The following is a 21476-nucleotide window of genomic DNA, read 5'->3' on the forward strand; positions in this document are numbered from 1 at the left end:
GCCACTAATTTCTGTTCATTCCCAGGTAACTAATCCCGTAAGTGCGGCTCCTTTAATGACCGTGGATAAAATTAGCTATATAAGTAACTGTCAGCAGGGTAAAAACAAAGGCCTGGATCAAGCCCATGAGGACGCCCAGGATCATAATGGGTGTCGGTAATAAAAAGGGCAGCATGATAAACAGGATAGTCACCACCATCTCTTCCCCGAACATATTGCCGAATAGACGCAGGGACAGGGAAACCGGCTTGACCAGCTCCTCAATTACATTCAGGGGAAAGAGAAAGGGTGCCGGCTGGAAAAAGTGCTTAATGTAGCCCACCAGGCCCCTTTTCCGGATGCCGATAAGCTGGACCAGGATGATGGTGGTCACAGCAAAGGCCGCCGTGGTGGAAAGGTCCATGGTCGGGGGCTTCATCCCGGGAATAAACCAGGAAAGATTGAGGCTGAGGATGAATATAAACAGGGTGGCCGCCAGGGGCAGGTAGCGCCGGCCCTCCTTGCCCATGGCTTCTTCCAAGAGACTGTAGAAAAATTCCATGAGCATCTCAAAGATGTGCTGGATACCCCGGGGTACAAAAGTTAATTTCCGGGTTGCCAGGAAAACTCCTGCCAGTAAAAGAACCATGATAATCCACGTGTTGACTACCGTGGAGTAGACCGGTATCGGACCCAGGGAAAATACCTCATGGGGGCGAACATGGGCCATGATCTCTCCTAAAGCCTGCAGTCCCATTATTAATCCCATCCCTCCTTTCTCAGCATAATAAGAATAGCCTCGCCCATGTAGACCATCACCTGGAGCAACAGCCCTGCAAGCACCCCAAAAAGAAACTCTATCCCCCCGGCCAGGGCCAGGACCAGGAGGGCCAGGGCCACGGAGGAGCGGATTAAAGAACGGCCGAGGAAACGATTAACGGCCTTAGGCGGCAGGTTGTCCAGGCCGGTGACGGCCCCTAGCTGCCAGCGAAATAACCCCAGGGAAACAGGCAAAGCTACACCCACGCCGGCAGCAAAGGCATAGTGAGCGGTAACGAGGCCGGCCACTGCTTCCAGAGCAGCCAGGACCAGCATCCCTTTCTCAGTCCGGGTGGGTTTTATCCTGATCATCGGTTTTAATCCCCGGTGCTTTCTTTTCCAGGACCCGCAGCTCGCTTAAAATCGAGCGGAATGCCACCCCTATTCCCAGAAAAACGCCAAGTAGCAAGAAAAGGGGTGATGTGCCCCACCGCCGGTCCAGCCATAACCCGCCGTAAAGGCCTAGGAGGATGGCGGCAGTCATAGTGACCCCAAAGGAAAAGGCCATATTGGCATAGCGCGCGTAATCCCAGTAGTCACGCTTTTTGGCTGCCATTAATGTTAAATTGTGCCTGGAAAAAATTTTTATACCCTATCGATGTTAAAAAAGTATTCTCTATTCCCGGTGAAATTCCTGCCGCAAAATGTCGCTTCTTATGCAAAACATAGAGACACTTTATGCAGGCGTAAATTCCTGGGGCCTGGCAACTGCCAGGCCAAAGTAATGGCGCAGGGCGCCGCGGATACGCCGGGCGGCCTGGCCGTCGCCGTAGGGGTTGACGGCATGGGCCATGCGCAAGTAAGCCTGCCGGTCTTCCAGGAGTTCGCCGGTAGCATCCAGGATCTCCTGATAGCCGGTGCCCACCAGGCGCACGGTGCCGGCAGCAACAGCTTCCGGGCGCTCGGTCACTTCCCGCAGCACCAGCACCGGTTTACCGAGGGCCGGCGCTTCTTCCTGGAGACCGCCGGAATCCGTCAGCACCAGGTAGGAACGGGCCATCAGGTTGACAAAGGGCTCGTAGTCCAGGGGGTCGATCAAATAAATACGCTCCCGGCGGCCGAGGATTTCCCCCGCCAGCTCGCGGACCCGGGGGTTGTAGTGGACGGGGAAAACGACAACAACATCTTCATAGCGCTTTACCACCTCCCCCAGGGCGCTGAATATCGCGCGCATGGGCTCGCCCCAGTTCTCCCGCCGGTGGGCAGTTACCAGGATGAGCCGCCACCCCTGCGCGATCAATTCCTGCAGGCGGGGATCGGTAAAGGAGTAACCGGGGCGGACGGTGGCCTTTAAGGCATCGATTACGGTATTGCCGGTGACGTAGATGTGCCCGGCCGGTACGCCCTCGCGCAAGAGGTTATCCCGGGCGGTGGCCGTGGGGGCAAAATGGATGTCGGCCAGGGCCCCGGCCAGGCGGCGATTCATCTCCTCCGGGAAAGGAGCATAGCGATCCCCGGTCCTCAAGCCGGCTTCAACATGGCCGACGGGAATTTGCCGGTAAAAAGCGGCCAGGGCCGCCACAAAGGTGGTGGTGGTGTCCCCGTGCACCAGGACCACATCCGGCGGGGAGGTTTCTAAAACCCCGGCCAAACCATTTAAAGCCCTGGTCGTCACTTCTTCCAGGGTCTGGCGGGGCCGCATGATGTCCAGGTCATAGGCAGGTTGGATGCGGAACAGGTGCAGGACCTGGTCGAGCATCTCCCGGTGCTGGGCCGTGACTGCCACCCGGCAATCGAACTCCTCGGGGAAACGATTCAGTTCTTTTACCACCGGGGCCATTTTTATGGCCTCGGGGCGGGTGCCAAAGACAGTTAAGACCTTTATGGGCGGCATGAAAAACTTCCTCCGCAAAGACGGCCCGGGGCGGTTTGCCTTGCAGGCGCCCCCGGAGCCGTCGCCTCTTACTTCAGGTATTTTTTCGCCCGGAGTTTATGGACGTGCTCCTCCAGGGCCTGCTGGATATCGACACCGTACTGGTCTTCCAGCACAAACATGAGGGAAACGGCCGTCTGGGCCACGTCCAGGAGCTCGCGGGTAATGGCCGCCAGGACGGCATCATGGTCCACCCTGACCGCCTCGCCGCTCAGGCCCCGGAGTTTGCCGATGGCCTGGGCGAGTTCCCCGGCTTCTTCCATGAGCTTCAGGGCGGTGGATTCCATGGTTGGCGTCAGGTTGTCCAGTTTGGGCAAAGCAATAATCTTTTGCTGCAAAATTACCCCTCCCACCGGGGAGGCTTCTCCAGTAGCCTCCCTGACTTTACCTGCCGAGAAAGCAACACCCCCCGACCTCCACTACCGGGGCAGGTGGACGATTTCCAGCCCGGCTTCCCACAGCCAGTCATGGGCAACCGGGTAGAGCCGGGCGTAAACGACTCTTTTAATCCCGGCCTGGATAATGGTCAGGGCGCACCTCTCACAGGGATAGTCGGTAACGTACATGGTGGCCCCGGACCGTTCTTCCGGCGAACACTCCAGGAGGGCATTGATTTCGGCGTGAATGGTCCGCCGGCAGTGCTCTCCATCCATGAGGCAGCCGGCGTCCAGGCAGTGGGGCAGGCCGTGGGGGGCGCCGTTGTAGCCGGTCCCCTTTATACGCCTGTCCTTGACCACCAGGGCGCCCACAGCCCGCCGGTTGCAGGTGCTGCGGCCGGCCACCTGGAAGGCTATATCCATAAAGTAATCGTCCCAGTCTTTTCGCATAAACTTCACCCGTATGGAAAGTAACAGGTAAAATTTTAGCGGGTCGTACCCGCCAAAAAAATTAAGCCGCGTGTATCCGGGGTTATTTTAACATAATTTCCCCCGGGCTACCATAGTTTTTTACATCAATAAACCCGCCGGTTTAGTTGCCGGCGGGTACTGCAAATCAATCAAGTCCCGGGTACAGGGGATAGGCCCGGCAGAGCTCGGCGACGATTCCCCGCGCTTCATCAAGCTTTTTGCCGTCCGGGCCGTAGGAGAGGGCCAGATCGATGGCCCGGGCTACCATGCGCATGGCGTCGGCGTCCATGCCCCGGGTGGTCAGGGCGGCCGTCCCCAGGCGGATGCCACTGGTTACGCTGGGTTTCTCCGGGTCGAAGGGGATGGCATTTTTATTGACGGTTATCTGCACGGAACCCAAAATATCTTCGGCCTCGCGGCCGGTAAGGCCTTTATTGCGCAGGTCCACCAGGATCAGGTGGTTGTCGGTACCCCCGGATACCAGGTTAAAGCCGTAACCCTGCAGGGCTTCGGCCAGGGTACGGGCATTGGCGACAATTCTTTCCTGGTAGCGCTTGAATTCCGGCTGCATGGCCTCTTTCAGGGCCACCGCCTTGGCAGCGATTATGTGCATCAGGGGCCCGCCCTGGATGCCGGGAAAGACCGCCTTGTCGATTTCCCTGGCGTATTCCCGGGTGGTAAGGATAATACCTCCCCGCGGACCCCGCATGGTCTTGTGGGTGGTAGTGGTCACAAAATGGGCGTAAGGTATGGGGCTGGGGTGGATACCGGCGGCCACCAGCCCGGCAATATGGGCCATGTCCACCATGAGGAGAGCGCCTACCTCATCTGCTATCTCCCGGAAACGGGCAAAATCGATGACCCGCGGGTAGGCGCTGGCCCCGGCGACAATTAACCTGGGCTTTACTTCCCGGGCGATCCGGTCTACTTCATCGTAATCAATCCGCCCGGTATCGGGGTTGACGCCGTAAAAGGAAAAATGATAATACCGGCCGGAGAGACTGACCGGGCTGCCGTGGGTCAGGTGGCCGCCGTGGGCCAGGTTCATCCCCAGGGCTTTATCGCCGGGTTTAAGGACGGCAAGGTAGACGGCGGTATTGGCCTGGCTGCCGGAATGGGGCTGGACGTTGGCATGTTCGGCGCCGAAAAGGACTTTGGCCCGTTCCCGGGCCAGGTCTTCGACCACATCTACCCACTCGCACCCCCCGTAATATCGCTGGCCGGGATATCCTTCGGCGTATTTATTGGTCAGGACCGTCCCGCAGGCAGCCATGACGGCACGGCTGACGAAGTTTTCCGAGGCGATGAGTTCCAGGTGGGTACGCTGCCGCTCAAGTTCACCCCTGACGGCCTCGACCAGCTCGGGGTCCACCTTTGCTACAGTTTCTAGATTCATTAATATTTCCCTCCTGTTCCTGGCCGGCGACTTTTAGCTGGCTTGCTGCCAGGCTTTTTCATCCCCGGGTCCCACATTCCCGTCGTGATTCTTTAATTGCTCCAGGTGGCTTTATATACAGCCCTTTCGCCGCCTATCAAAGGCGGGCGCGTCCGGGCCGCCGTCACAGGGGCGCAACCGATGGTTTTGACCTGCAAGCGCACGGGCACGGCTACCGGCCGCAGGTGCATGCCGATGAGGGTGGTGCCGATATCCAGGCCGGCATGGGCCTGGAGCCCGGCTACCACCACCGGGCGGTGGAAGGCGGCAAAAGCCGCCGTGGCCAGGGAACCGCCGGCCTTGGGCGCCGGCACGACCGTTACCACCTCGAGGTTGTAAAGCCGGGCGGCCCCGGCCTCGATAACCAGGGCCCTGTTTAAATGTTCGCAACACTGGGCCGCCAGGTATAGCTGGGCCGGCCTGGTGGCCTGGAGCAGGCCTGCAATTACAGCCCGGCCCACTTCCAGGGAAGAAGACGTGCCGATCTTCTGCCCCATAATTTCGCTGGTACTGCAGCCGGCAACCAGGATCTGGCAGGGTTTTAAGGCGGCGACTTCAATAAGCTCCATCGCAGCCGCTTTAACCAGTGCGGTAATGGCGTTTAAATCGGCCATTTTACCCGTCCTTTCTACCCTGCCCTATTCTTTCCGGCAAGAGTAACTGGCCTCAATGGCACTGATTTTAGCCACCCGCCGGGCGTGACGGCCACCGCTGAAACCGGCTTCCAGCCAGGTAGCTACGATTTCCAGGGCCAGGCCGGGGCCGACAACCCGTTCGCCCATGGTAAGGATATTGGCGTCATTATGTTCCCGCGACGCCCGGGCGGAAAAGGTATCATGGCAGTGGGCGGCGCGGATGCCCGGGACTTTATTGGCCGCGATGCAGACACCGATACCCGTACCGCAGCAGAGAATGCCCCGGTCGTATTCCCCGCTGGCTACAGCCTCGGCGACCTTGCGGGCAAAGTCGGGATAATCTACCGCGCCGGCATCATAGGTGCCGAAATCGTAATTGGCAATCCCCTGCCGGTCCAGGTACTCTTTAATTACTGCTTTGAGATGGAAACCGCCGTGGTCGCTGCCCAGGGCGACGCGCAATTTAACTGCACCTCTTGCCATAAAGATTAAATACTATTTAATTATTCGCCGTGTTAACGCTAATTCCTGCTCAAGTTACCAAACCTACTTTTTTCTACCCTACCCTGAAAATAACTTCTCTCCAGGCTGGCATTGTTTTTGCTCGCTCCAAACAAATGCCAGCCCGTTATTTTCATCCTTCTGATGGTGCCGCGTTAGCGGCATGGGTGTCCTGTGCATATTTCTCCAGGGCCTGTCTAATAAGGCCGGCCAATTCCCTAGCTGTAGCCTGGTAAACTTCCAGGGGGCGGCCAAAGGGATCGGGAATGTCGTCATCTGCAGCCTGGATCACTGGTGCAGCTTCCCCGGCGCCTGTAACCTCCTGTGCCCTTTCCGCGGGCTTTTGAGGGTCTTCCCGGGCGTACTCCTTCAAGGTAAAGGTTTTGCCCCCGGCGGCCGGGTAAAAGTGCAGGAGAAATTCCTTGTGGGAGCGGGTCATGGTTAAAATCAGGTCAGCGTCTTCCACCATGGCCCCTGTGACCCGCCGGGCGCGGTGTTCCCGGAGGTCGATGCCCATGGCCGCCAGGGCCCGGACGGCTTCCGGTGTCGCCGGTTCACCCTCCCGGGCTGCCAGGCCGGCCGAGGTAACATCAACATCTAAACCCCGTTCTTCCTTTATGCGGGAGGCAATGGCCGCCGCCATGGTACTGCGGCAGGTGTTACCGGTACAAATAAACAGGATGCCCGGCATATCTTACACCCCCACCAGCATTTTTAAGCCGATACCTACCAGAATCAGGCCGCCGACAATCTCGGCCTTGCTGCCCAGGTAGGCACCCAGGCGCCGGCCGGCCAGGAGCCCCAGGGCCGTCATGATCCCGGCAATAAAGCCCATGGTCAGGACCGTCAGGGGGATATTGACGCTGATGGCGCCGAGGCCAAAGCCGACGCTGAGGGCATCCAGGCTAACGCTGCCGGCTATGAGGAGGACCGCCGTCAGGCCGCTGAGTATCCCCCGGCGGCCGGGTACCGCCCGCAGCACCTGCCCGGCCAGGCCGCCCCCTTCTTGCGGCGAGGCGACGGCCTCCCAGAGCATCAGTCCCCCCATACCGGAAAGGACCAGGGCGCCGATAATGGCTGCCAGTTTTCCCAGGATCCGGCCCAGGATCAGGCCCAGGTAGAGCCCGGTCAGGGGCATAATAATGTGAAGAATGCCTACCGTACCGGCAAAAACCACTGCCTGGCGCCCCCTGAGACCGCCCATGGCCAGGCCGGTGGCCAGGGAAAAGGCATCGGTGCCCAGGGCCATGGCTACCAGGATGATACCTAAGGGCTCCATGTGTCAATACCCCCACTTTAAGCATGGATGATACGGTTAGCCGCCGACTTGCGCAGGCGGTTCATAATTGCCAGGCCCAGGCCTTCTTCGGCTATGGCTTCGGCCAGGATGATGTCGGCATGGTGGCGGTCGCAGTTGCGCAGGGCGTTAAAGAGGGTGGCGGCAATGGTAGCCGGCCGGGAACGGCTTCCCAGGACCTCCAGGTAATCCGGCCGGGGGTCCTGCCGGTAGGCGACGGCCGTTTCGGCGGTTGCCAGGACGGCCACCCGGAAACCCCTGCGCTGCCAGGCCGCTACCAGGGCGCGGATCTTGGCCGTCACCCTTTCCAGTTCTCCCGTGACAACAAAGACTTCCCCCATGGGGGCGTAATGTTTATATTTCATCCCGGGGGCGCGCGGCTGGGTTACCTGGTCGCCCTGGACGGCCGGGTCAATAGCGACTTCGCCGAGGACGGCCTTGAGCTCCTCATAGGTCACTCCTCCCGGCCTTAAAATGGTGGGTACCGGGGTTGTCAGGTCCAGGACCGTGGATTCTACCCCGACGGTAGCCGGGCCGCCGTCGACGACGGCATCGATTTTGCCCCGCAGGTCTTTAAGGACGTGCCGGCCGGTGGTAGGGCTGGGCCGCCCCGAGATATTGGCGCTGGGCGCCGCTATGGGCAGGCGGGCGACACGGATGAGGGCCTGGGCTACGGGGTGGGCAGGCATGCGGATGCCTACCGTGTCCAGACCGGCAGTCACGATATCCGGTACCAATTCGCCCCTGGGCAGCACCAGGGTCAGGGGGCCGGGCCAGAAGCGCTGCATGAGGAGGGTCGCCCGCGGCGGCAGGTAAGCTACCAGGTCCTGGACATCCCGGAAACTGGCAATATGAACAATAAGGGGGTTGTCGGCCGGCCGTCCCTTGGCGCGAAAAATGCGCCGCACTGCCCGATCGTCCAGGGCATTGGCCCCCAGGCCGTAGACCGTTTCCGTCGGAAAGGCCACTACCCCTCCCCGGTTAAGGATCCGGGCCGCCAGGCGAATTTTATGGAGTTCCGGTACCCGGGGGTCTATTTTTAAATATTTCGTGCGCTTACCTACAGCCACCCAATTCACCTCTATGTACTTATCGCAGTTATTATTCTTCCCGCCTATAGGCCAGGAAACAACGATCGCGGCCGCCGTAATCAGGTAACACCACCATATCCCGGTAAGCCCCGGTGGAAACCGCCATTTCCCGGACGGCCCTGCCTTGATTATACCCGATCTCCAGGGCCAGGAGTCCCCCGGCCTTTAAAACCTCCGGCGCCCCGGGCAGCAGGATGCGGTAGGCATTTAAGCCGTCGGGGCCGCCGTCCAGGGCCAGGCGCGGCTCGGCCTGGACCTCCGGCGGCAGCCTGTCCAATTCGCCGGCAGGTATATAGGGAGGGTTGGCCACCAGGGCGTCCAGCTTTAAACCGCTGAGGGGCCTTAGAAAATCGCCCTGCAAGAAAGTAACCCGGCCTGCCAGGCCTAAAACCCGGGCATTCTGCCGGGCTACTTCCAGGGCTGCCGGGCTTATATCGGTGGCGTAAACCCTGGCTTTGGGCAGGTAGTACGCCAGGCTCAAGGCTATGGCCCCGCTCCCCGTGCCGCAATCGGCAAGAACAAGACTTTCCCCCGCGTCGAGGCGTTCTAAGACAGCTTCCACCAGCAATTCCGTATCCTGGCGGGGGATTAAAACCGCCGGGGTAACTTTAAACTCCAGGGACATGAATTCCTGGCGGCAGGTCAAATACTGGAGGGGGTACCCGGCCGCCCGGCGCTCCACGGCCGGCCAGAACCTGGCGGCGACGGAGGGTCCCAGTTCTTCCTCCATGCGGGCCAGGAGCTGGGCCCTCGTATACCGGCCGGCCCAGGCCAGGAGCACTTCCGCCTCCAGCCGGGGCCGGGGAAACCCTGCGGCCGCAAACCGCCGGCTCGCTTCTTTTAAGGCTTCCCGGAGGGTCAATGGCCTTAAGCCTCCATATTCTTTAACCTTTCGGCCTGGTCGCTGGTCACCAGGGCATCGATGATCTCGTCCAGCTCACCGTCCAGGATGGTATCCAGGTGGTGCAGGGTCAGGCCGATGCGGTGGTCGGTCACCCGGTTCTGGGGAAAATTGTAGGTGCGGATCCGCTCGCTGCGGTCGCCGGTGCCCACCTGGGAGCGCCGTTCGGCCGCCAGTTCTCCCTCCTGTTCGGCCCGGGCCATATCCAGGAGACGCGCCCGCAGGACCTTCAGGGCCTTTTCCTTATTCTTCAGCTGGGATTTCTCGTCCTGGCAGGACACCACCAGACCCGTCGGGAGATGGGTAATCCGTACCGCCGAGTAGGTGGTGTTAACGGACTGCCCCCCGGGCCCGCTGGAACAGAAGATGTCAATGCGCAGGTCCTCGGGGTTTATCTCCACATCTACTTCTTCCGCTTCCGGTAGGACGGCCACCGTTGCTGTGGAGGTATGAATCCGCCCGCCGGATTCGGTGGTGGGGATACGCTGCACCCGGTGGACGCCGCTTTCAAATTTCAGGCGGCTGTAAACCCCCTGGCCTTCAACCTGGAAAATAATTTCTTTAAAGCCTCCCAGTTCCGTAGGATGGGAGTCAATAATCTCCGTGCGCCAGCGCTTTTTCTCCGCATAACGCTGGTACATGCGGAACAGGTCGCCGGCAAAAAGGGCGGCTTCATCGCCGCCGGCCCCGGCCCGGATCTCCATGATGATGTTCTTTTCGTCATTGGGATCTTTAGGCAGGAGCAGGATCTTTAACCGGCGTTCCAGGTCCTCTTTTTCCTCTTCCAGGCGCTTTAATTCTCCTGTTAAGAAATCGCGGAACTCGGGGTCCTTCTCTTCTTCCAGGAGGCTTCGGCTTTCTTCCAGGTCGGACAAGACCCGGCGATAGTGGCGAAAGGTCATGACTATATCTTCCAGGGCCGCGTGGGCCCGGGCATGCTTCTGCAATTGTTCCGGGTCGGCTATTACTGCCGGGTCGCCCATGAGCTGCCCCAGCTCTTCGTATTTAGCTTCAAGCTGTTTTAGTTTTTCCAGCACAAGGCTTCACCCCTTTCCAACCCAAAAAATCTTCACACCGGGCCTCCTAGTTATCCGGCATGGCTACTTCCTGTTCGCCCTGGACATAAGCCGGCGATGGGGTATCCTCTTCCCCGGGGGGCTTTTCCCGCACTGCTTCCAGGGCGGCCAGGGCGACCTCCAGCATGCCGTCGTCGGGCTCCCGGGTGGTAAGCTTCTGCAGCCACAGTCCCGGAGCTGCAATGGCCCGTACCAGGGGTGCATTTAAATGGCGGCCGGTAAATTTAAGCAATTCGTAGGCCAGGCCGGCAACTACCGGCAGTAATACCAGCCTGGAAGCCAGGCGCCAGAATACCCCGCCCCGGCCGACAAAGGAAAAAAAGACGATGGTTAACACCAGGACCAGGAGGAGAAAACTGGTGCCGCAGCGGGGATGGAGGGTGGAATAGGGTCGCACCGTTTCCACCTTCAGATCTTCTCCCGCCTCCAGGGCATTAATTACTTTATGCTCGGCCCCGTGATACTGGAAGACACGCCTGATGTCCTGGACCCGGCCGATGGCAACCACGTAGCCTAAAAAGAGGAGCATCCTGAGGAGTCCCTCGACTACGTTCTGCCACAGGATAGACAGGTGGTTGTGAAGGAGCAGGGCCGCCCCGGCAGGAAGAAGGACAAAAATACCTATGGCTGCCGCCAGGGCAATGGCTATCGTCAGGACCAGGTCCCTGGTAGTCAACTCCTCTTCTTCGCCTTCCATGGCCTGGTTGGCCGAGAAGGTTAGATACCTGATGCCCAGGATTAAAGACTCAAATAAGGCCACCACCCCGCGGAACAGGGGCAGCTTTAAAACAGGATAACGGGCTGTAATAGAACTGTTGGCTTCGGCCTGGACCAGGATCTCGCCGCCTGCCTTGCGGATAGCTACGGCCGTCTTCCGCGGCCCCCGCATCATGACACCTTCGATGACCGCCTGGCCGCCGTATTCTATGCCGGGGGCCGCGGGCAATAGGAAAAAGCAGAGCTCGCGGCTCCGCCTTTTAACTCTAGCGACCATATTTTTGCCGGAAACGCTCGACGCGCCCACCACGTTCGACGACCCGCTGCTGCCGGTTACCCGTATAAAAGGGGTGACACTGGGAGCATATCTCTACCCGGATCTCTTTTTTGGTGGAGCGTGTTTCAATGACATTACCGCAGGCACAAACAATCCGCGCTTTGTCGTAATTGGGATGAATATCCGGTTTCACGCCATCTTCACCTCCGCGGGAAAATCAAACTCATATCAGTATAACATGAAAGGGCCGCCGGTGCAAAGAAAAAATTGGGCCGAATACACCTGCCATCAAAAAAGGCCGGCGAACCGGCCCTTTTACCTTTTTAAGAAACGTTCTGGGTTGACGGCCTTACCCTTTTCCCTGATTTCAAAATGGAGATGGGGACCGGTGGCATTGCCTGTATCGCCCACTTCCGCCAAAGCCTCACCGGCCCGGACGTAGTCGCCGGCCTTAACCAGGTTGCGCGAGTTATGGGCATATACCGTCTCCAGGCCGTTGCCGTGGTCGATCTTGACCATATTACCATAGATATCGTTACCCCAGCCGGCAAAAGCTACCACCCCGGACCAGGCAGCCCGGACGTAGTCCCCTACCTTACCGGCTATGTCCAGGCCGTGGTGGAACTCGCTATCCCGCCAGCCAAAGCCGGAGGTAATGGCGCCGATGAGGGGCCAGAAGAAAGAGGCGGGCCCTATACCCCGGGAAACCGGGGCTTTTTCTACCCTGGTTACCGGCACCCCTCCCGGTGAACCCGGTATGGTAAGGACCGTACCAATTTGCAACCGCCTGGCGTCAACAATGCCGTTGGCGGCGGCCAGGCTTTCCACGCTGGTCCCGTAGCGCCGGGCAATACTCCAGAGGGTATCCCCGGCCACTACCGTGTAGGTCTCTTCGGCTACATAGGGCAACACCAGAAATTGTCCCGGGGCCAGGACGGCATCAATTTCCATGTAATTCATTGCCGCAACCAGTTCAGGATCGGCCTGGTAACGGCGGGCAATACGTTCCAGGGTGTCGCCCTCTTCTACGCGGTAAATGCGAGTATAATTGTTGACCCGCGCCGATAGTTCCCGGTAAGCCTCGGGAGCGATGACGGCCGCCACCTGCTCCAGATCCTCGATGACGGCCCCCTGCACCGGGAGGGCAAAAAGGCTGTTTACCAGCAGGGCCAACCCCAGGGCCAGGCTTACCGCCATCTTGTTGTGCAGCATTTTTTCACTCCTGTTCTTAACGGTTATGGTATAAGTTGCCTTTTTTCCCATTTAAACTTTATTTTAGCCATACTTGCACAAAAATATACCCCGTCCGGGACGGGGTTGGTCTTGCAATAGCCAACTGCCTATTTTGCTGGGTTTTGTTTTCGCTCGCTCCAAACAAAACCCAGCCTTATACTATTTTTAGTATTTTGCTAACGGGGTTCTAGCCTCGCTAATGCTCCCTGGGAAACAAGGCCGGCAGGGCGCGCAGGAGGTCCTTGTTGCTCTTGGTCTTTTGCATGGATTCGATTAAAACCTCGGCCACTTCCACCGGCCCCATGCCGCTGGTAACCCGCCGGAAATTCCAGACCAGTTCCAGTTCCTCGGGGCTTAACAGCAGTTCTTCCCGCCTGGTGCCGGAGCGCTTGACGTCAATAGCCGGGAAAATGCGGCGTTCGGCCAGCCTCCTGTCCAGGATAAGTTCCATATTACCGGTTCCTTTAAATTCTTCAAAGATAACATCATCCATGCGGCTACCGGTTTCAATCAGGGCTGTGGCCACGATGGTAAGGCTCCCGCCCTCTTCTACTTTTCGGGCGGCGCCGAAAAAGCGCTTGGGCTTGTAAAGGGCGGTGGGATCTACGCCGCCGGAAAGGGTGCGGCCGCTGGGTGGGACGACCAGGTTGTGGGCCCGGGCCAGACGGGTGATGCTGTCCAGGAGGACGACGACGTCCTTCTTATGCTCCACCAGTCGCTTGGCCCGTTCCAGGACCATGTCTGCCACCTTGACGTGGTTGTCCGGCAGCTCGTCAAAGGTGGAACTTACCACCTCGCCCCGCACCGAGCGTTCGATGTCGGTAACTTCTTCGGGGCGTTCGTCGATTAATAAAATTATCAGCTCAACCTCGGGATAGTTGGCAGTGATGGCGTTTGCAATTTTTTTTAGCAGTACGGTCTTGCCGGCTTTCGGAGGGGAAACAATCAGGGCGCGCTGGCCTTTGCCCAGGGGGGCGATTAAGTCGATAATCCTGGTGGAGTGGTCGCCGTCGCCCGTCTCCAGGGTATATCGCTCGTAGGGATAAATAGGAGTCAGGGCGTCAAAGTGGAGGCGTTCCGGTGATGTCTCCGGTTTTTCCCCGTTAACCTTTTCCACGCGCAGCAGGGCGAAAAAGCGCTCGTTGTCTTTGGGCGGGCGGACCAGGCCGGCTACCTTGTCGCCGGTGCGCAGGTCAAAGCGGCGGATCTGGGAAGGGGAAATATAAATATCGTCACCGCTGGGTATATAACCGAAGGGACGCAAGAAGCCGTAGCCGTCGGGCAGGATTTCCAGGATGCCCTGGGCCTGCAGCTGCTCTTCCTTTTCCTTCTCCTGCTGTTCCTTCTGGGCCAGGGCCTTGGCAATTTCAAAGACCAGCTCTTTCTTGCGCAGGCGGTAGTAGCCGCTTAAATTCAGCTCCCGGGCTATCCGGTAGAGCTCAACCATGGTCTTGCTTTCTAATTCGGCGGTTTGCAAATGGAAATAACCTCCAGTATTACTTATCCTTTACCTGCTGCCAGTCGGCGAGAAATTTGGCCAAACCGGCGTCCGTCAGGGGGTGCTTTACCATCTGCATGATAACTTTATAGGGAACGGTGGCAATATCGGCACCCAGGCGGGCAGCCTGGAGTACGTGCAGGGGATGGCGGATACTGGCGGCAATAACCTGGGTTTCCAGGCCGTGCTGGGCATAAATGGGGACGATATCGGCAATGACCTGCATGCCATCATGGTTGATATCGTCCAGGCGGCCAACAAAGGGACTTACGTAGGTGGCGCCGGCCAGGGCGGCAAGGAGCGCCTGGTTGGCGGAAAAGACCAGGGTGACGTTGGTTTTAACGCCCCGGGCTGCCAGTTCTTTGATGGCCTTCAGGCCTTCGGTTATCATGGGGACCTTGATGACAATGTTGGGAGAAATGGCCGCCAGTTCCAGGGCTTCGGCGATCATGGTCCCTGCTTCCGTGCTGATTACTTCCGCACTGATTGGGCCGTCAACAATGGCAGCAATCTCTTCCACGACCTGGCGAAAATTACGCCCTTCCCTGGCAATCAGGGACGGGTTGGTAGTTACACCTGAAATTATACCCAGATCACTGGCCGCTTTAATCTCCTCAATATTGGCAGAATCGATAAAAATACGCACTTCCCGGGGGCACCTCCGTTAAGCGGTTGTTAGATTATGAAAAGAAAGAGGTTGGATGCTTATAATTTCGGTGCTTATTTTTCACTTAGCCGGTGAAGGGTCTCAAAAACGGGTGTAATCGGGCAGGAAATAAAAGAGCAAACCTTTAATAAAACATTCACCATGTAAAGCCAGAATCCTGCCGGTGATTGGAAAAACTTCTATGAAGGACGGGAGCCCGGCGGCAGGGCCGCAGGGCTCCCCTTAAGCTAGAGTTATCTCTTCTTGGGGCGGAAAGTATGGCAGGCCGTCCCATCAGAATTGACTACTTTACGATCACCACTGGACCTGACTTCGATGGCGTCGGCAGTACAGGCCATGTTGTCCCAGAATTGACACTCTTCTACGCCGCATTTTATACCCGCCATTTTATCTACCTCCTTCAGGGTGTTTATCTATAGGTTTTCACACCCGGGGAGAAATATGCAGGCGCCCGGAACAGCCGAAAACCTGCATTTTATGGCGGATAACGGCGGCAGCGGCTTCCCGGGCCGGTCCCAGGACTTTACGGGGGTCGATCTCGCCGGGGTTGGCCGCCAGGGCCTGGCGGGTAGCCTCGACAAAGGCGATACGAATGTCGGTGTCGATATTAATCTTGCGGACACCCAGTTCCACAGCGCGGCGGATATCGGCATCGAGGACGCCGGAAGAACCGTGGAGGACGATGGGGGTGGGAACCAGGCGGTCAATGGCTGCCAGGCGGTCGAAATCCAGCCGGGGCGTACCCTTATAACGGCCGTGGGCCGTGCCGATGGCAATTGCCAGGGCGTCGACGCCCGTCTCGGCAACAAAACGCCCGGCCTCGTCGGGGTCGGTCATGGTGGCCTCGCGTTCGGAAACGCTGATATGATCCTCGGTGCCGCCGATTTTACCCAGTTCACCCTCCACGGAAGCACCCATGGCATGGGCGATCTCCACCACGCGCCTGGTCAGGGCGATGTTTTCTTCCAGGGGGTATTTGGAACCATCGATCATGACCGAGGTGAACCCGGCCCGCAGGCAGCGCAGGACCTGGTTGAAGTCGGTGCCGTGGTCAAGGTGCAGGACTACCGGGACGGGCGTCCCTGCCGCCGCCGTCCGCACCAGGGCTGTTATATACTCCAGGCCGGCATATTTAATGGCTCCCTGGCTGGCCTGGATGATAACGGGTGCCCCTTCAGCCTCGGCGGCATTGATAATGGCCTGGACGATTTCCATGTTATTGCAGTTGAAAGCGCCAATGGCGTAACCCTTGGCATCGGCATCTTTAAGAACCTCGGCCAGGGTAACTAACGGCATAAACTCCACTCCTCATAAAAAAATTATACCCCGGGTCCCGTTGTTACAGCCGTGATTTGCGCCGGCGGCGATCGCGCTGTTTGGTATTATTCCCATTTTTGCTTGCCAGGTGACCGGGCAGGCGGATTTCCTTTAGTTTCTCCGCTTGTTCCAGATCTATTATGGTAGCGGCCGGCAGGATCTTTTCCGCCCGGCAGGCCTGGCAGCGCAGCTGCAAGTGGCCGGGGAAAATTTCTATTTCAATATTTTCACTGCCGCAGCCGCAGGTCACCCTGCCTTCTTCGGCCAGGTGGTAAATCACGGACAGCAATTGATACATGATGTCCGTTTCATCAAAATAATCCCTGAAACCAAGATCCCGGACTGCTTCGTCCACGGCGCGGTTATGGTACTGTACCGCCCGCTGCACCTTTTCCCGGGGACCGATAAAGCCTACTTCCAGTTCTGTCTCTTTGCAGGTAAGGGTCAGGAGCTCCCGCGACCACAATTCACGACGGGTGTAGCTGGCAATATGGACGCTATCACACATACCGCAGCGATACTGGAGCCAGAAACTCTTTCCTTTTTTCCTGCTGACGGTTAGCAGGGGAGTCCCGCAGCTGCATTCTACCTGCCATATCCGGCCGCCGGCAAAATTAAAGAAGGATAAGCCGCGATACTCCAGGCGGCCGCAGGAGGGGCAGCGTAAAACAAGAACATTCAGGGTGCGTATGATCACTTTTAATTTATCCTCCTCACCCCTCCATATTCGCCGCTGCCGGGAAAATTCCTGCTCCCAGGCAAATTTAAAAGGCCTGCCGTCAGGCAGGCCTGTCTGCTGCGCGGAACCGGTATTATGCTTCTGCCACCTGGAGCTGGTACTGTGCCTGGTACAAGGCCGCCTGCACAAGCTGGCACAGCTGGCGAATATCAAAGGGCTTATACAGGACATGCCGGGCACCAAAGCTGGTCACCTGTTCCTCCAGTTCCAGCTCATTGTACGCTGTGATCACTATAACAGGTAGATTCACGGTAATCCTTCGCAGTTCCTTTAAAAACTCCACACCGCTCATCCCGGGCATCTTAATGTCCAGGATCACCAGGTCCGGAACTTCGCTGGTAATTTTCCCGAGGGCCTCCCTGCCTTCGCTCGCCAAATACAAGGTGTATCCTTGCTGCCTTAAGGCTTCGCAGACTAAACGACGTACACCCGGCTGGTCGTCAATTACCATAATCTTTTTACTCATGACGATAACCAGCTCACCTCCAACTACGGCACTTACAGAGTCCCTCCTTTAAAAACCTCTTCGCTATTTCTCCTCTATAAACATCGAAATATATTTAGCTATCAATTGCTGAATTCCTGCTCCGGTAACAAAATTCCTTTAGCCGGGGATACTACCGGTTCCATATCCCCGGAAGGTTGCCGCACCAGGTATGGTTGTCCCTCCCGGCAGTACACCCGGGGCAGGCGGGCGCTGGCCGTGGGTCGCCGGATATCCACCTCTACCACCTGCCCGACCTTAACCCCCTCCAGGTGGCCTACATCGACTATGGAAAGCTGCATGCCCACCCGGCCAACCACCGGGGCCCCCTGCCCGCCAATGATAACTGCCGTCCCTGCACTGTCACGGCCCAGGTAAGCCAGGATAGTTTTGGCCAGGTGGCGGGCCAGGTCGTTTAGATTTTTGGGACGGCTGACGGCCGTTAAAGCAAAGCCGTCGGCATAACCCACGGGGATGACGGCCAGGCGGGTGGCTTTTTTGACTACATAATCGCCGCCGTAGCCTACAGGGGTGCCGGCCGCCACATCATGGACAAAGAGAATGCGGGCTTTAAACCGCCAGGGATTCTTTAATTCCAGGCCCCGGCGGGAAGCCCGGTAGGGGAACTGGCCGTACAAAAGGGTACCGGCCCTTACCATATCGAGGTGCATTTCCGGGTGGAGGAGCAGGCCGGTGCTGTTGCAGATATGCTTTACGGGCAGGGATACCTGCTGGCTTTCCAAATCCATGATAACTTTCCGGAAACAATCCAGCTGCCTGCGGGCCGCCCCGGGACGGGCCGCTTCGGCCAGGTGGCTGTAAATGCCTTCCAGTTGCACCCCGGGCCAGTACTGCATTTCTCTGGCCAGAGGGACCACTTCTCCCGGTTCCAGGCCGGTGCGCTGCAGGCCGGTCTCTACCTTCAGGTGCACCCGGGCCTGGCGGCCCACCATGGCTGCAGCGGCCGCTGCCGCCTCAGCGCCAGAACGGCTGCTGATGGTCAGGGTGAGGTCATTAGTCAAGGCTTGCGGCAGTTCTTCCGGCAGCAGGGGACTCATTAACAGGATGGGGGCCGTAATGCCGGCCCGGCGCAATTCCTGCCCTTCGGCCAGGGTAGTAACCCCCAGGTAGTCTGCGCCTGTGGCCAGGAAGATCCGGGCTGCCTCGACGGCGCCGGCGCCGTAGGCATCGGCCTTGATGACGGCCAGGAGCCGGGTCGGGGGTTGGAGCAGGCCTTTCACGACGCGCAGGTTATGTTCCAGGGCTGTGGCCTCGATCTCGATCCAGCGAGGACCGGCCAGCCGGGTTAGCTTTGCTAAGTCCACAGGGGATTGACACCACCCTATCTTGAGGGAGTAATTTCATTCTACCGCAGTAGCCTTTTTCTTCCAAAACAGGAGGCGGCGGAATCCTTGGGAATAGAGGGGCAGGACCGACTGCCAGAGCCAGTAGTAAAAGGGGGAGTAGACACGGTCGTACTCGCCGATAAACTCGGTAAAGGTGCCGTTGAAGCCCTTCTTAAAACGATAGAGGCCGTAGAGGGGGTTGTTTTCATCCAGGTTTCCCGGCACGCCGCGAAAGTCGTACATGGTGCACCCCTGTTCCCTGGCCCACAGGATCATGGCCCACTGGAGGAGGTAGTTGGGCATGACGTTGCGGTGGCGGTTGCTGGAGGCGCCGTAGAGGTACCAGGCCTTGTCCCCCATGATAAAAGCCAGGGTGCCGGCAACGGCTTCCCCCTGGTAGTATGCCATAAAAAGTTTAGCGTAGCCGCGCTCCACCATTTCCCGCCACATGGTGGCAAAGTAGCTGTAGGAACGCACCAGGAAGCGGTCCCTGATGGTGGTTTCTTTTAAAATCTCGTAAAAAACCGGCAGGTCATCCAGGGTACAATCATCTTTGATGGTCACACCCTTTTTTTGCGCCAGGCGGATGTTATAGCGGGTTTTGCCGTGCATGTTGGCCAGGAGTTCTTCCGGGGAAGGGGTTATATCCAGGCGGAAAACATGGCGCGGCTGGACGCCTTCAAAACCCGCCCCTTTGTTCGCCAGGCGGAAACCCTTTTCCCGCAGCAGCTGCTTTACGGCCGTATCGCCTTCCGGGATATCGGGGTCGATTTTTAGTAAAATAGCTCCTTCCTGCCGCGCCACGCCGTCGACGGCGGCCAGGAGTTCGCTGAAGAGGTTAGCGTCATGGAAGTCCACCACCGGTCCCCGGGGGGCATAGAGGATAGATTTGCCGACATAAGGGAGCTGCCTTTTCAGGAGGCTGGCGCAAGCCACGATGCTGCCCCCCTCCTCCAGGACAAGCCGTAAGGGTTGCCACCCGGTAGTGGCCTTCACCTCGCCCCAGCCGTAGGACTGGAGAAAATGGCCCTTGGGATGGCTGGCAATGAAAGCGTCAAAGCGCTTTTCCTCCTCCGGGCCGATGAGCCTTGCCTGGCGGTTCATACCCCTCGCCCCCCTTGATAAGCCAGGGCCGCCCCGACAAAGTCCCGGAACAGGGGATGGGGCCGGTTGGGCCGCGATTTAAATTCCGGGTGGAACTGGCTGGCGACAAACCAGGGATGGTCGGCCAGCTCGATGATCTCCACCAGGCGGTTGTCGGGGGAAGTCCCGCTGATGACCATACCCCTGGCCGTGAGTTCCGCCCGGTAGCTGTTATTGAATTCGTAGCGATGGCGGTGGCGCTCGTAAATCACTTCCTCGCCGTAGGCCTGGTAGGCTTTCGTCCCCGGCTGCAGCCGGCAGGGATACAGCCCCAGGCGCATGGTACCGCCCTTTTCGGCTATATTCTTCTGTTCCGGCAATAAATCAATGACAGGATGGGGAGTTTCCGGGTTGAATTCGGCGCTGTGGGCTTCTTTAAGCCCGGCGACATGGCGGGCAAACTCTACCACCGCCAGCTGCATGCCCAGGCAGATCCCCAGGTAGGGCACCATTTTTTCCCGGGCATACCGGGCTGCTAAAATCTTGCCTTCCGTACCCCGGTCACCAAATCCCCCCGGTACCAGGATGCCGGCCACTCCCTCTAGCTGTTCCGGCCCGCCCCGCTCCAGCTCGGCCGAGTAAATCCAGCGGATATCCACCTGGACGCCGTGGTAGAAACCGGCATGGCGCAAAGCCTCAGCAACGCTTAAGTAGGCGTCGGGCAGGGTTACGTATTTACCCACCAGGGCAATCTCCAGGTGGCGGGCGATGCTCTTCATGCGCTCTACCATGGCGCGCCAGTCGTCCATCTGCGCGGGTCCGCACTGTAACTTCAGGCGTTCCACCACAATGCTGTCCAGGCCTTCTTTTTCCATCATCAAGGGTACTTCATAGATAGAACCAGCATCCCACGCCTGGATGACGGCATCGGGGTCGATGTCGCAGAAGAGGGCTATTTTTTCCTCCATTTCCCGGGAAAAGGGACGTTCCGTGCGGCAGACGATGATATCGGGCTGGATACCGATGCTGCGCAATTCTTTGACGCTGTGCTGGGTGGGTTTGGTTTTGGCTTCCCTGGCAGCCCGCAGGTAAGGGACAAGGGTGACGTGGATATAGAGGACGCGGTCGCGGCCGATGTCGCTTTTCATCTGGCGGATGGCTTCCAGGAAGGGTAGGGACTCAATGTCGCCCACCGTACCGCCAATCTCGGTGATTACCACATCCGGGTCGCTTTCTTCGGCCACCCGGTAGAGCTGCTCTTTGATCTCATTGGTAATGTGGGGTATGACCTGGACCGTACCCCCCAGGTAGTCGCCCCGGCGTTCTTTGGTGATGACCGACCAGTAAATCTTGCCGGCGGTGACGTTGCTGGCCCGGGTCAAGTTAATATCGATAAAGCGCTCGTAGTGACCCAGGTCCAGGTCGGTCTCCGCGCCGTCATCGGTGACAAAAACCTCCCCATGCTGGTAGGGGCTCATGGTGCCGGGGTCAATGTTGATATAGGGGTCAAATTTCTGGATGGCGACTTTCAGGCCCCGGCTCTTTAAAAGTCTGCCTAAAGAAGCGGCGGTTATCCCCTTCCCTAAAGAAGATGTGACACCGCCGGTGACAAAAATAAATTTTGCAGGCATGATTTCCTCCATAAAAACTCTTTCTTCCC

Annotated in this window: 26 protein-coding genes; all 26 read right to left on the reverse strand. The window is 58.4% G+C overall.

Annotated elements, in window-relative coordinates; translation table 11 throughout:
• Positions 1–52: 52 nt before the first annotated feature.
• Positions 53–736, reverse strand: coding sequence for a F0F1 ATP synthase subunit A (gene atpB / locus NWF31_RS02100; protein WP_258358840.1), 684 nt, complete (start codon positions 734–736; stop codon positions 53–55).
• A 2-nt stretch (positions 737–738) separates the two neighbouring features.
• Positions 739–1110, reverse strand: a complete 372-nt coding sequence (locus tag NWF31_RS02105) for a hypothetical protein (protein ID WP_258358841.1) — start codon at positions 1108–1110, stop codon at positions 739–741.
• Positions 1082–1354, reverse strand: a complete 273-nt coding sequence (locus tag NWF31_RS02110; RefSeq protein ID WP_258358842.1) for an AtpZ/AtpI family protein — start codon at positions 1352–1354, stop codon at positions 1082–1084. The genes NWF31_RS02105 and NWF31_RS02110 overlap by 29 nt, the downstream gene beginning before the upstream one ends.
• 120 nt (positions 1355–1474) lie before the next feature.
• Positions 1475–2632: a non-hydrolyzing UDP-N-acetylglucosamine 2-epimerase gene (gene wecB / locus NWF31_RS02115; RefSeq protein WP_258358843.1), complete on the reverse strand. Its 1158-nt coding sequence runs from the start codon at positions 2630–2632 to the stop codon at positions 1475–1477.
• A 68-nt stretch (positions 2633–2700) separates the two neighbouring features.
• Entirely contained in the window at positions 2701–3009 is a 309-nt protein-coding gene (locus NWF31_RS02120) for a MazG-like family protein (protein WP_277998711.1), read from the reverse strand.
• 81 nt (positions 3010–3090) lie between these two features.
• Positions 3091–3498 (reverse strand): deoxycytidylate deaminase, encoded by a 408-nt coding sequence (locus NWF31_RS02125; RefSeq protein ID WP_258358844.1) that lies wholly within the window; start codon positions 3496–3498, stop codon positions 3091–3093.
• 166 nt (positions 3499–3664) lie between these two features.
• Positions 3665–4915 (reverse strand): serine hydroxymethyltransferase, encoded by a 1251-nt coding sequence (gene glyA / locus NWF31_RS02130; RefSeq protein WP_258358845.1) that lies wholly within the window; start codon positions 4913–4915, stop codon positions 3665–3667.
• 92 nt (positions 4916–5007) lie between these two features.
• Positions 5008–5568 (reverse strand): TIGR01440 family protein, encoded by a 561-nt coding sequence (locus NWF31_RS02135; protein ID WP_258358846.1) that lies wholly within the window; start codon positions 5566–5568, stop codon positions 5008–5010.
• Between the two features lie 24 nt (positions 5569–5592).
• Positions 5593–6051: a ribose 5-phosphate isomerase B gene (gene rpiB, locus NWF31_RS02140; RefSeq protein WP_277998712.1), complete on the reverse strand. Its 459-nt coding sequence runs from the start codon at positions 6049–6051 to the stop codon at positions 5593–5595.
• Between the two features lie 172 nt (positions 6052–6223).
• Positions 6224–6781, reverse strand: a complete 558-nt coding sequence (locus NWF31_RS02145) for a low molecular weight protein arginine phosphatase (protein WP_258358848.1) — start codon at positions 6779–6781, stop codon at positions 6224–6226.
• A 3-nt stretch (positions 6782–6784) separates the two neighbouring features.
• Entirely contained in the window at positions 6785–7369 is a 585-nt protein-coding gene (locus NWF31_RS02150; protein ID WP_258358849.1) for a manganese efflux pump MntP, read from the reverse strand.
• A 17-nt stretch (positions 7370–7386) separates the two neighbouring features.
• A complete protein-coding gene (locus NWF31_RS02155) occupies positions 7387–8457 on the reverse strand; it encodes an L-threonylcarbamoyladenylate synthase (protein WP_258358850.1) in 1071 nt (356 codons plus the stop codon).
• 31 nt (positions 8458–8488) lie between these two features.
• Positions 8489–9340 (reverse strand): peptide chain release factor N(5)-glutamine methyltransferase, encoded by an 852-nt coding sequence (gene prmC, locus NWF31_RS02160; RefSeq protein ID WP_258358851.1) that lies wholly within the window; start codon positions 9338–9340, stop codon positions 8489–8491.
• 5 nt (positions 9341–9345) lie between these two features.
• Positions 9346–10416 (reverse strand): peptide chain release factor 1, encoded by a 1071-nt coding sequence (prfA, locus tag NWF31_RS02165; protein ID WP_258358852.1) that lies wholly within the window; start codon positions 10414–10416, stop codon positions 9346–9348.
• Between the two features lie 46 nt (positions 10417–10462).
• Positions 10463–11449: a DUF1385 domain-containing protein gene (locus NWF31_RS02170; protein ID WP_277998758.1), complete on the reverse strand. Its 987-nt coding sequence runs from the start codon at positions 11447–11449 to the stop codon at positions 10463–10465.
• Positions 11439–11642 (reverse strand): 50S ribosomal protein L31, encoded by a 204-nt coding sequence (gene rpmE, locus NWF31_RS02175; protein ID WP_258358853.1) that lies wholly within the window; start codon positions 11640–11642, stop codon positions 11439–11441. Before rpmE ends, NWF31_RS02170 begins: the two co-directional genes overlap by 11 nt.
• Positions 11643–11764: 122 nt before the next feature.
• A complete protein-coding gene (locus NWF31_RS02180; RefSeq protein ID WP_258358854.1) occupies positions 11765–12661 on the reverse strand; it encodes a peptidoglycan DD-metalloendopeptidase family protein in 897 nt (298 codons plus the stop codon).
• 217 nt (positions 12662–12878) lie between these two features.
• A complete protein-coding gene (gene rho, locus NWF31_RS02185; protein WP_258358855.1) occupies positions 12879–14159 on the reverse strand; it encodes a transcription termination factor Rho in 1281 nt (426 codons plus the stop codon).
• 19 nt (positions 14160–14178) lie between these two features.
• On the reverse strand, positions 14179–14826 hold the full coding sequence (gene fsa / locus NWF31_RS02190; protein ID WP_258358856.1) for a fructose-6-phosphate aldolase: 648 nt from the start codon (positions 14824–14826) through the stop codon (positions 14179–14181).
• A gap of 254 nt (positions 14827–15080) precedes the next feature.
• Entirely contained in the window at positions 15081–15233 is a 153-nt protein-coding gene (locus NWF31_RS02195; RefSeq protein ID WP_258358857.1) for a DUF1540 domain-containing protein, read from the reverse strand.
• A 37-nt stretch (positions 15234–15270) separates the two neighbouring features.
• Positions 15271–16143: a class II fructose-1,6-bisphosphate aldolase gene (locus tag NWF31_RS02200; RefSeq protein WP_258358858.1), complete on the reverse strand. Its 873-nt coding sequence runs from the start codon at positions 16141–16143 to the stop codon at positions 15271–15273.
• Positions 16144–16186: 43 nt separating this feature from the next.
• Positions 16187–16861: a hypothetical protein gene (locus NWF31_RS02205; protein WP_258358859.1), complete on the reverse strand. Its 675-nt coding sequence runs from the start codon at positions 16859–16861 to the stop codon at positions 16187–16189.
• Between the two features lie 115 nt (positions 16862–16976).
• A complete protein-coding gene (locus tag NWF31_RS02210; RefSeq protein ID WP_258358860.1) occupies positions 16977–17369 on the reverse strand; it encodes a response regulator in 393 nt (130 codons plus the stop codon).
• Between the two features lie 101 nt (positions 17370–17470).
• On the reverse strand, positions 17471–18712 hold the full coding sequence (gene alr / locus NWF31_RS02215; protein ID WP_258358861.1) for an alanine racemase: 1242 nt from the start codon (positions 18710–18712) through the stop codon (positions 17471–17473).
• Positions 18713–18748: 36 nt separating this feature from the next.
• Positions 18749–19837 carry a lipid II:glycine glycyltransferase FemX gene (locus NWF31_RS02220; RefSeq protein ID WP_258358862.1) on the reverse strand — a complete coding sequence of 363 codons (1089 nt, stop codon included), beginning with the start codon at positions 19835–19837 and terminating at the stop codon, positions 18749–18751.
• On the reverse strand, positions 19834–21447 hold the full coding sequence (pyrG, locus tag NWF31_RS02225) for a CTP synthase (RefSeq protein WP_258358863.1): 1614 nt from the start codon (positions 21445–21447) through the stop codon (positions 19834–19836). Before pyrG ends, NWF31_RS02220 begins: the two co-directional genes overlap by 4 nt.
• Between the last annotated feature and the right edge of the window lie 29 nt (positions 21448–21476).

The organism is Neomoorella sulfitireducens (assembly GCF_024733845.1).
Taxonomy (GTDB): Bacteria; Bacillota; DSM-521; order Neomoorellales; family Neomoorellaceae; genus Neomoorella; species Neomoorella sulfitireducens.

Coding starts and splice junctions, on each gene's coding strand:
- atpB (WP_258358840.1), bottom strand. CDS start 736: ATGGGACTGCAGGCTTTAGGAGAGATCATGGCCCATGTTCGCCCCCAT.
- NWF31_RS02105 (WP_258358841.1), bottom strand. CDS start 1,110: ATGATCAGGATAAAACCCACCCGGACTGAGAAAGGGATGCTGGTCCTG.
- NWF31_RS02110 (WP_258358842.1), bottom strand. CDS start 1,354: ATGGCAGCCAAAAAGCGTGACTACTGGGATTACGCGCGCTATGCCAAT.
- wecB (WP_258358843.1), bottom strand. CDS start 2,632: ATGCCGCCCATAAAGGTCTTAACTGTCTTTGGCACCCGCCCCGAGGCC.
- NWF31_RS02125 (WP_258358844.1), bottom strand. CDS start 3,498: ATGCGAAAAGACTGGGACGATTACTTTATGGATATAGCCTTCCAGGTG.
- glyA (WP_258358845.1), bottom strand. CDS start 4,915: ATGAATCTAGAAACTGTAGCAAAGGTGGACCCCGAGCTGGTCGAGGCC.
- NWF31_RS02135 (WP_258358846.1), bottom strand. CDS start 5,568: ATGGCCGATTTAAACGCCATTACCGCACTGGTTAAAGCGGCTGCGATG.
- NWF31_RS02145 (WP_258358848.1), bottom strand. CDS start 6,781: ATGCCGGGCATCCTGTTTATTTGTACCGGTAACACCTGCCGCAGTACC.
- NWF31_RS02150 (WP_258358849.1), bottom strand. CDS start 7,369: ATGGAGCCCTTAGGTATCATCCTGGTAGCCATGGCCCTGGGCACCGAT.
- NWF31_RS02170 (WP_277998758.1), bottom strand. CDS start 11,449: ATGGTCGCTAGAGTTAAAAGGCGGAGCCGCGAGCTCTGCTTTTTCCTA.
- NWF31_RS02180 (WP_258358854.1), bottom strand. CDS start 12,661: ATGCTGCACAACAAGATGGCGGTAAGCCTGGCCCTGGGGTTGGCCCTG.
- NWF31_RS02195 (WP_258358857.1), bottom strand. CDS start 15,233: ATGGCGGGTATAAAATGCGGCGTAGAAGAGTGTCAATTCTGGGACAAC.
- NWF31_RS02200 (WP_258358858.1), bottom strand. CDS start 16,143: ATGCCGTTAGTTACCCTGGCCGAGGTTCTTAAAGATGCCGATGCCAAG.
- NWF31_RS02210 (WP_258358860.1), bottom strand. CDS start 17,369: ATGAGTAAAAAGATTATGGTAATTGACGACCAGCCGGGTGTACGTCGT.
- NWF31_RS02220 (WP_258358862.1), bottom strand. CDS start 19,837: ATGAACCGCCAGGCAAGGCTCATCGGCCCGGAGGAGGAAAAGCGCTTT.
- pyrG (WP_258358863.1), bottom strand. CDS start 21,447: ATGCCTGCAAAATTTATTTTTGTCACCGGCGGTGTCACATCTTCTTTA.